The sequence below is a fragment of the Microbacterium sp. genome, from assembly GCF_041909575.1.
Taxonomy (GTDB): Bacteria; Actinomycetota; Actinomycetes; order Actinomycetales; family Microbacteriaceae; genus Microbacterium.
Genome location: NZ_JAYRDE010000146.1, coordinates 1 through 6252 on the forward strand (window position 1 = coordinate 1; position 6252 = coordinate 6252).

Sequence of the window (6252 nt, forward strand, 5' to 3'; positions counted from 1 at the left end):
GCGGCGAGAACATCTGCATGTGCACGCGCGCGCTCGGCCATGCCTTGCCCGACCATCGCGAGGTGACCTCCGCGGGGGCGCGACGGCAGCACGACTCGTCGGGACAGGTCGAGGTCGCGCGCTTCTGCGTCTCGCGTCCGCGGAACCAGCGCGCATCGTCGAACGGCACGCCCACGGTGATCGAGAACTCGCCCTCGCTGGTGCTGCCGGTCTGCGTGGAGCACCAGAACGTGCCGGCCGGGGTGTCGGTGTACTGGTAGTGCTCGGTGGTGCGGTTCTGCTCGCTGAACGCCGCGCGCGCCGAGAACTTCCGGCACGCGATCTGGCCGTCGACGGCGCCGGTGACGTCCATCGGCAGCGGCAGGTCGTCGTTCTCGAACACGCGCGTGATGGCGCCCGAGCCGTCCACCCGCAGGAAGTGCAGACGGATGCCGAGATGCCGCGTCGCCAGGTTCGTCAGGCGCATGCCCGCCGCCTCGTGGGTGACGCCGAACGCGTCGCGGAAGTCCTCGACGGCGAGATTGCGGTCCTTCTTCGCCTGCTGGAGGAAGGCGGCCGAAGCGGTCTCCGGCATGAGGCAGCACGCGGCGTAGTAGTTGATCTCGAGGCGCTGCTGGAGGAAGTCGGCGTAGTCGGTGGGGCGCCGATGGCCCAGCAGCCGGTGCGCCATCGCCTGCAGCGCCATCGAACGCAGGCCGTGCCCGCCGGGGATCGACGCGGGCGGCAGGTAGATCCGGCCGTTCTCGAGGTCGGTGACCGACCGCGTGGAGTGGGGGAGGTCGCTCACGTAGATGAGCTCGAAGCCGAGCTTCTCGGCCATGATGCTGACGGTGCGGTGGGTCAGCGCGCCCGAGACGTGGCCGGCGGCCTTGAGCTGCTTCTCGGCGAGCCGCTCGATGTCGGGCAGGTAGTTGTCGAGCGCCCGCATCTTGAGGCGCAGCTCGGTGTTCGCGCGGCGGGCCTCCTCGGGGGTGGCGATCGCCTCGCGCTCGCGACGCTGCAGTTCGCGATGCAGACCGAGGATGGACTCGAGGGTGTCGTCGCTCATGCCCTTGGTGACCTTGACCGGGGCGATGCCGAGCTGGCGGAACACCGAGCCGCTCTGCGCGCGCTCGAGCTCGATCTCGAGCGCCGCGCGCCGGTTCGGCGGCTCCGCCGACAGCAGATCGGCCACCTCGACTCCGGTGGCGTGGGCGATCGCCTGCAGGAGCGACAGCTTCGGCTCGCGCTTGCCGTTCTCGATCAGGCTCAGCTGACTGCCCGCGACCCCCACCTGCTCGCCGAGTTCGTCCAGCGTGAATCCGTGCGAGATCCGCTGATGACGGATGCGGTGACCCAGGGTGGACAGTTCCAGTGACGTCGGCGGCATTCCTTGAGCATAGCGAAAGAATCGCAACTCTTGACGCCGCGAATGGCGGGAAGAGGCATCCGAATCGCGGGAAAGTGGATCAAGACCACAGATCTGAACGTCGAATCGAAGTGGAGCGACACTCATGGCCCTTGCCGACATCTTCACCCGCCCCGAAGGCACCGCCCCCGCGCGGCCGGCGGTGGCGCGGTCGTACGGCGACCTCCCGACCGTCCAGGGTGCGGGCATGGCGGACCTGATCGCATGGGTCGACGAGATCGCCGCACTGACGCAGCCCGCCCGCGTGCACTGGGTCGACGGCTCGCGTGCGGAGAACGACGCGCTGCTGCGCGACATGGTCGACGAGGGCAAGCTCATCAAGCTCAACCCGGAGTGGCGGCCCGGCTCGTACCTCGCCCGCTCGCACCCGAGCGACGTCGCGCGCACCGAGGCGCGCACCTTCATCGCCTCCGAGCGCGAAGAGGACGCCGGTCCCACGAACAACTGGATCGCGCCCGACGAGATCCGCGCGACGATCACGCCGCTGTTCGAGGGGTCGATGAAGGGCCGCACGATGTACGTCGTGCCGTTCTCGATGGGCGCCGTCGGCGGCCCGCTCTCCCACATCGGCGTGCAGATCACCGACAGCGCGTACGCCGTGACGTCGATCGGCATCATGACCCGCGTCGGCACCGACGTGCTCCGCGAGATCGCGGGTGGTGCACCGTGGGTGCGGACGGTCCACTCCGTGGGCGCCCCGCTCCAGCCCGGCGAGCAGGATGTCGCGTGGCCCTGCAACGACGAGAAGTACATCGTCCACTTCCCCGACACGCTCGAGGTGTGGTCGTTCGGCTCAGGCTACGGCGGCAACGCGATCCTGGCGAAGAAGTGCTTCGCGCTGCGCATCGCCTCGGTGATCGGCCGCAACGAGGGCTGGCTCGCCGAGCACATGCTCCTCATCCGCGTGATCGACCCCGCCGGTCGTGCCTACCACCTCGCGGCCGCGTTCCCGTCGGCCTGCGGCAAGACGAACCTCGCGATGCTGCGCCCGACGATCCCCGGCTGGCGCGTCGAGACGCTCGGCGACGACATCGCGTGGCTGCGGCCCGGCGAGGACGGCCGGCTGTGGGCCATCAACCCCGAGGCCGGCTTCTTCGGCGTCGCGCCCGGCACCGGCGAATCCACCAACGTAACGGCGATCGAGACGCTCTGGGGCAACACGATCTTCACGAACGTCGCACTGCGCCCCGACGGCGACGTCTGGTGGGAGGGCCTCACCGACGAGCCGCCGGCAGAGCTCACCGACTGGGAGGGCAACCCCTGGACGCCGGCATCCGGTCGTCCGGCGGCCCACCCGAACTCGCGCTTCACCGTGCGCGCCGAGCAGTGCCCGCAGATCGCCGAGGACTGGGATGCGCCGCAGGGCGTGCCCCTGGACGCGATCCTGTTCGGCGGTCGCCGCGCCACGAACGTGCCGCTCGTCGTCGAGGCCACCGACTGGACCCACGGCGTCTTCATGGGCTCGAACATCTCGTCCGAGCGCACCGCCGCCGCCGAGGGCACCGTCGGCGAGCTGCGCCGCGACCCGTTCGCGATGCTGCCGTTCTGCGGCTACAACATGGCCGACTACTTCGGCCACTGGCTCAAGGTCGGCCAGAAGCTGCGCTTCGACCGTGCCCCGCGCGTGTTCCAGGTGAACTGGTTCCGCAAGGGCACGGACGGCCGCTTCCTGTGGCCCGGGTTCGGCGACAACGCCCGCGTCATCGACTGGATCGTCCGCCGCCTGGACGGCGAGGTCGGTGCCGTCGAGAGCCCGATCGGCCGCCTGCCGCACACCGAGGACCTCGACCTCGACGGCATCGACGTGCCGCAGGCCGACCTCGACGAGCTGTTCGCGATCGACCCGCAGCTGTGGCTGCAGGAGGCCGACCTCACCGAGGAGTTCTATCGCACCTTCGACGGCCGCGTCCCGGCGCCCCTGTGGGCCGAGCTCGCCGCCCTGCGGTACCGCCTGCAGCGCGCCTGACCCGCCCGTACGGGATGCCCCGGACCCGCGCTCTGCGGTGGCCCGGGGCATCCGTGTGTGGCGTGCCCGGGGCATCCGTCTTCTCCGGCGGCTCCGGGGCATCCGTCTTCTCCGGCGGCGTGGCCGCGGACCGCTCACCCGCGCCGATGTGTCAGCGCACGACGCCCGGCGCCGCGATTCGCCGCGGTGGAGCGAGGGGTGGGCGGCGCGGCGGGGCGCAGATGCGGGGAGTCGCGATTCGGCGCGGTGGAGCGAGGGGTGGCGGCGCGGCGGGGCGGGGCGGGGTCAGACCAGGAGCTGGTGCTTCGCCAGGTCGCGGTAGAGCGGCGTTGTCGCGACGAGCTCGGAGTGGGTGCCCTGGCCGACGACTCGGCCGTGGTCCAGCACGACGATGTGGTCGCTGTCGACGACCGTCGAGAGCCGGTGCGCGATCACGATGAGCGTGCGGCCGGAGGCGACGGCGTCGATGGCCTCGCGCATGCGCTGCTCGTTGAGCCCGTCGAGCGACGACGTCGACTCGTCCAGCAGCAGGATCGGCGGTGCCGCGAGCAGCGCGCGGGCGATCGCGAGGCGCTGGCGCTCGCCCCCCGACAGCATCACGCCGCTCTCGCCGACGGGTGCGTCGAGGCCCAGGTCGCTGCGGTCGAGCACCTCCCCGAGGTTGACCGCGCGCAGCACGGCCTCGCACTCGGCGTCGGTGGCCTCGGGCGAGGCGAGGCGGAGGTTGTCGCCGATCGTGCCCGCGAGGGTCGGGGCATCCTGCTCGACGTAGCCGAGCCGCGCGCGCAGATCGTCGCGGTCGAGGCTGCGCACGTCGGCGCCGTCGACGAGGATCGCGCCGTCCGTCGGGTCGTAGAACCGCTCGATGAGGGCGAGGGTCGTGCTCTTTCCGGCACCTGACGGGCCGACCAGCGCGACGCGCGCGCCGCGCGGCACCGAGAACGAGACTCCGCGCAGCACGTCGGCCGCGGCATCCGCTTCTGCGACGGTGCTGTCGGATGCCTCGTCCCGCACGATCGCGGAGGCATCGACGTGGGCGTTCTCGAGCACCGCGATCGCCTCGGTCTCGGCCTTGCGGCGAGCGGCGACGACGGCCTCGGGGTAGCGGAAGTGCACGTCGCGGAACTCCACCGCCGGCGTGTCGGCGGCGGCGGGCACACCCGCCCGGTCGGTGACGGATGCCGCGATCTCGGCGTCGTCCTGCGACTCGGTCGGCAGGTCGAGCACCTCCTGGATCCGGCCGAGGGCGCCCAGCGCCTGATTCACCGAGGTGATCGCACCGAAGAACGAGCCCAGCGGGGCGATGAGCATGAAGAGGAACATGATGAACGTCACCAGGCTCGCGATGTCGATCGCCCCGGTCGCGACGCGGTAGCCGCCGAGACCGATCACCACGAGCAGCGACACCTGCAGCGCGATGCCGGCGATGGGAACCACGAGCGCGGATACCTTCGCGATTCGCACTCCGACGACATAGGCCTCGGTCGCACGCTCGGTGACGGCCTCGACCTCGCGATCCGTCGCCCCGGAGGCGCGGACGGTCCGGATGGAGCCGACCGCGCGCTCGACGCCGGAGGCGAGCTCGCCGACCTTCTCCTGCTGCTCGGTCGAAGCGGTGCGGATGCGGCCGCTGAGCAGCACGACGCCGAGCACCGAGATGCCGATGACCAGCACGATGATGCCGAGCAGCACCAGGTCGATGAGCGCCATGGCGATGAGCGCGCCGGCGAAGAGCAGTCCGTTGCCGATGGCGTCGGCGAGGCCCTGCGTGAGGACGGCGTAGAGCAGGGTCGTGTCGCTGCCGACGCGTGAGACGAGGTCGCCCGTGCGCCGGGCGTCGAACTCGCTGATCGGCAGGTGGAAGATGCGGGAGATGAGCTTGCGGCGGCTCGAGTAGACGACCGCGGTGCCGGTGCGCTGCAGCAGGTAGTGCTGCCACCCGGAGATGAGCGACGCCGCGATCACGAAGCCGACGAGCGCCCACAGCAGCACACCGAGGTCGAGGTTGTTCTGCACGCGCGTGATGACCTGCCCGACCAGCAGCGGCTGGACCAGCATCGTGACGGCGCTGAGAATGCTGAGCACGGCCACCACGACGAGCGTGCGCTTGTGCTCGAACAGGAACGGCAGAAGCTGGCCGAAGGTCGCGCGCGGGCCCTCGTCGGGCTTGCGACGGCGGCCGCGGCGCGGCTCGGGGGCGGTGACGACGGCGGCGGGGGCGTCGGCGATGTCGGCGGAGGGCATGGGTGTACCTCGTTCGTGGAGGGGGTTACCTTCGACCGTACTTCTTGTGCACGGCCTGTTTGGACACACCGAGGGCGGAGGCGATCGCCTGCCACGAGAAGCCGAGGTTGCGGGCTCGGCGCACCGCGACCTCCTCCGAGCGGGAGAGCTCGCGGCGCGCATCGGCGAGCCGGTGCAGCTCGGCCAGCGGCTCGCGCTCGGGCGACGAGCCGATGAGGGTGCGCAGATCGTCGCCGCTCACGGGTCTCCTTCGGTGGCGGATGCCGCAGTCCCGGCATCAGCGTCAACCATAGTTGACGAGCGCAACGGCCGTCAACCCGGGTTGACGCCCCGGGATGTCGCACGCCGGGGTTAGTGTTGTCCGGTGCCACAGCCCGTCATCGATGCGAAGAACCTCGTCAAGTCCTACAAGGTGAAGGGCAAGCCCGACTTCCTGGCCGTCGACGGGCTCTCCTTCGAGGTCGCACCGGGCGAGTCCTTCGGCCTCCTCGGCCCGAATGGCGCCGGCAAGTCGACGACCATGAAGATGATCGGCGCCGTCTCGACGCGCACTGCCGGCGACCTGTCGATCCTCGGACTCGACCCCGACCGCTACGGGCCCGAGATCCGCTCGCGCCTGGGCGTCGTGCCGCAG

At 70.9% G+C, this 6252-nt stretch carries 5 protein-coding genes; 2 read left to right on the plus strand and 3 right to left on the minus strand.

Annotated features, from left to right (window positions below):
- On the minus strand, positions 1 to 1369 hold a 1369-nt coding region (locus ACE3O1_RS14450; protein ID WP_374316230.1), incomplete at its 3' end, for a helix-turn-helix domain-containing protein.
- 124 nt (positions 1370 to 1493) lie between these two features.
- On the opposite strand from ACE3O1_RS14450, the gene ACE3O1_RS14455 reads away from it, so the two are divergent.
- The gene (locus ACE3O1_RS14455) at positions 1494 to 3374 is read left to right on the plus strand and encodes a phosphoenolpyruvate carboxykinase (GTP) (RefSeq protein ID WP_374316232.1); all 1881 of its coding nucleotides are present in this window, start codon (positions 1494 to 1496) and stop codon (positions 3372 to 3374) included.
- Between the two features lie 285 nt (positions 3375 to 3659).
- Here the strand turns inward: ACE3O1_RS14455 and ACE3O1_RS14460 are convergent, their stop codons facing one another.
- Positions 3660 to 5618, minus strand: coding sequence for an ABC transporter ATP-binding protein (locus ACE3O1_RS14460; protein WP_374316234.1), 1959 nt, complete (start codon positions 5616 to 5618; stop codon positions 3660 to 3662).
- 25 nt (positions 5619 to 5643) lie between these two features.
- A complete protein-coding gene (locus ACE3O1_RS14465; protein ID WP_374316236.1) occupies positions 5644 to 5859 on the minus strand; it encodes an AsnC family protein in 216 nt (71 codons plus the stop codon).
- 123 nt (positions 5860 to 5982) lie between these two features.
- Here ACE3O1_RS14465 and ACE3O1_RS14470 point away from each other — a divergent pair.
- Positions 5983 to 6252 (plus strand): ATP-binding cassette domain-containing protein (locus ACE3O1_RS14470; RefSeq protein ID WP_374316238.1); only part of this gene is annotated, 270 nt, incomplete at its 3' end.